The 2,721-nt window shown below is 38.4% G+C and carries 4 protein-coding genes; 1 reads left to right on the top strand and 3 read right to left on the bottom strand.

From position 1 onward, the window contains the following. Positions 1-200, bottom strand: a 200-nt coding sequence (locus tag AC0YN7_RS29630) for a hypothetical protein (RefSeq protein WP_475813602.1), incomplete at its 3' end; no start/stop codon positions are given. A 496-nt stretch (positions 201-696) separates the two neighbouring features. Here AC0YN7_RS29630 and AC0YN7_RS29625 point away from each other — a divergent pair. After that, positions 697-1,344: an SIMPL domain-containing protein gene (locus AC0YN7_RS29625; RefSeq protein WP_475813601.1), complete on the top strand. Its 648-nt coding sequence runs from the start codon at positions 697-699 to the stop codon at positions 1,342-1,344. 97 nt (positions 1,345-1,441) lie between these two features. On the opposite strand, the gene AC0YN7_RS29620 is transcribed toward AC0YN7_RS29625, so the two are convergent. Both AC0YN7_RS29620 and AC0YN7_RS29615 read right to left on the bottom strand, forming a co-directional pair. After that, positions 1,442-1,993 carry a hypothetical protein gene (locus tag AC0YN7_RS29620; RefSeq protein ID WP_475813600.1) on the bottom strand — a complete coding sequence of 184 codons (552 nt, stop codon included), beginning with the start codon at positions 1,991-1,993 and terminating at the stop codon, positions 1,442-1,444. Positions 1,994-2,185: 192 nt separating this feature from the next. Next, positions 2,186-2,464, bottom strand: a complete 279-nt coding sequence (locus tag AC0YN7_RS29615) for a hypothetical protein (protein WP_475813599.1) — start codon at positions 2,462-2,464, stop codon at positions 2,186-2,188. Positions 2,465-2,721: the final 257 nt, after the last annotated feature.

Here is a 2,721-nt window from a genome sequence, read left to right as displayed (position 1 = left end):
TCATTATTCTTCTTAAGAAAAGTTCTTAAAATTAAAATAACAGTTAGTGTTACAAAAGCATATCCCATTTTTAAATATAGTTTAGTTATGTTTGCATATGTAACTGGTTTATCAAAAAACACAAAATAGCCTAGATATAATACATACCCAATTGAGCAAAGTGTAATGATATTTGCTATTAATTTTAGAAATTTGAACATGTACTCAACTCCAGAAGTTAATAGATATACATTCCTCTCCTTTTAAGTTCTTAGTCTATCCTAACAATACCACATATTGGAACTTTTTTTGCCCGTTAGCTTAACAAAAAAAGGCAGCAGCTGCCGCAGCAAACTACTCCTTGATTGTTCAACTATCGTTACACGTAATCCCATTTATAAATCACATGTTTCGATTTCGCACCATTTCATAGATAACAAGATCGGTGGATAAAACGTGGGATTCATCCATGTGTAGGATAAATCCGTGCCGAGGCGTCCTAAGAGCACTATCCCTTTATTATTTCGCTGTAGCTTCCATTCCCCGCTGGCAACTGCTCTACCAGATTCAACGAGCAAGTATGCTGCATTCCTTTTCCACCAATGCAGGAAATAACGTAACCAAACTGATAATGTTGCGGTGGATGCATTGAATTTCAAGTGATAAATGGTCATAGTTTAATTATAGATGCGATGATAAAGGAGGAGTATGGCGGTTATGGCTCAGCATAAAGAACATTCATGTGATTTTACGATAGAGGTGTGGGGAGAAGGTGTGGTAACAGCAGTTCCAGACCGTACATTGATAACACTGGGTACCGTTAGTGAAGGGGTAGAACTAGAATCGGTCCAATCCGATAATGCTACAAAGGTGGCTGCGATTATTGAAGCACTGGAGCATTCGGGCATAGCCCGTGAGAACATCAAAACTACGCAATTTCTAATTGAGCCTCAATACGATTATATAGACGGTAAGCAAGAGTTCCGCGGATACAGAGTCACCCATCTGCTTCAAGTGACGCTAGACAATGTTACGGAGGCTGGATGGATAATCGATACGGCCGTTGCGATTGGTGCGAATATGGTCACTTCGATAGAGTTTGATTCTAGCGAGTCCGCTAAGGCGCAACAAGAAGCACTGATAGCTGCTGTGCGAGATGCAGAGGCAAAGGCTGCCGCCATCGCCCAGGCACTCGGTGTTTCCTTGTCCGCGGTTCCATGCAAGGTCGAGGAAGTAGCGCAGCCTGGAGCGGAGCCTGTGTTCTTCAAGGCGGCAGCTATGCCGTTGGAAAGTGCCACAAGCCCCATTGAGCCGGGTCAATTGACATTCAGAGCTGCCGTCAGAATTTGGTATATGTATGGCTAAAATAGAACAGCAGCAGCTATGGATGAGAAAATGAAACCCTAGACTGCTGCTGTTTTGTTGAACTAACGTTTCCCGTTAGCTTAATGAAGGGTGAGTTCTAATCATTCCAAAAATCAACATCACCAGTTTCATACAATATTTTACCCTCTTTGTTCGTTGCCCGAATAGTAATAGGATTCTTCAATACATTGTCGACCAAGGAGTACCATATCGAGTATTCGCCATTTTTAATAATATGTGCTGTCTTGTCACTCTCACTAATTAAGAGAATCTGAGTTATTTCTGGATCTTTAACAACTCCATAAATCATATGAATATTTGATTCTTGTCTACTTGTTCCCTGCCAGCTTAAGTTTCGATCTGTAAACATTAGACTTTTATTTATATAATCACTCAATTCATATCCACGAATTTTTTTCTGTAGCAGTACGACGACTAACTCTGGCTTATTAGTTTTATAAAACGCTATAGTTCGATCTTTATCTGCATGTATATGTATTAATTCACTGTAGCTCGAATCAAATTCTGAAATTGCTTTTTCAATTTGTTCATACAGAGGTTTATTTTGTTGTATTAACCAGAACAAGAGAATGAAAGAAATAAAAAAAAAGATAACGACAAACGGGATAAGAATTTTATTAATCTTCATTTTTCCTCTCCCCACAAGAATTGATATTAAGTTTATATTCGAAGAATGCCATCATATCACCTTTTTCTGTAAATAGTTTATTCAACTATTCTGCCCGATAGCACAACAAGGCTGCCGTTTCATGCCGGCAGCCTTGTTATGGTGATTGTTAAGCTATAGTGTCCCGTTAGCTTAATAATAAAAATTATCAAATTATTTTAAGAGTTTTATTTGAGGATCGTGAGCATCTAGTGGAGGAGAATCCTTCCGATAATATTGATATTGATTTCTCCCAAATTCTTCTAAAAGCTCTTTCTTTAATTGATCTTTTTGTGATTGAAACTCTTTATCTACTAGAGCCTTTATTTCCTCTTTTTGCTTATCCGTTAATGAGCTTGAATTCGTTTGATTTGATGCTGCATTAACTACTACTGTTGAGATCGAGAACAATAATATGGCTAAAATTATGTAGAGACCAAATCTTCGTGACATGCTACACAACTCCCTTCAAACAATAATAATATTTATTCGGCTTGATCTTAAATTCTTATTCCACTTATTAATATTTAATGCTACTTGTCCCAACTCCATTGATAACACGCGTTTACATATAACGTCGTTTTGCGAAATGATTAAACTATCCTGCCCGTTACTAGAGTAAAGGGCTGGTCTTCCCAGCCCCTCCTCATCAAACCGTACGTGAGGTTTTCCCTCATACGGCTTTCCGATGTTCGTCTTTCATGGGCATG

It is taken from the genome of Paenibacillus sp. J31R122 (assembly GCF_056269185.1).
Note: the sequence above shows the minus strand (reverse complement) of the source record. Positions and strands in the feature narration are given on the sequence as shown.

What these genes read in the sequence shown, in the direction of transcription:
- AC0YN7_RS29625 (WP_475813601.1), top strand. Translation starts at nt 697, where the DNA reads ATGGCTCAGCATAAAGAACATTCATGTGATTTTACGATAGAGGTGTGG.
- AC0YN7_RS29615 (WP_475813599.1), bottom strand. Translation starts at nt 2,464, where the DNA reads ATGTCACGAAGATTTGGTCTCTACATAATTTTAGCCATATTATTGTTC.
- AC0YN7_RS29620 (WP_475813600.1), bottom strand. Translation starts at nt 1,993, where the DNA reads ATGAAGATTAATAAAATTCTTATCCCGTTTGTCGTTATCTTTTTTTTT.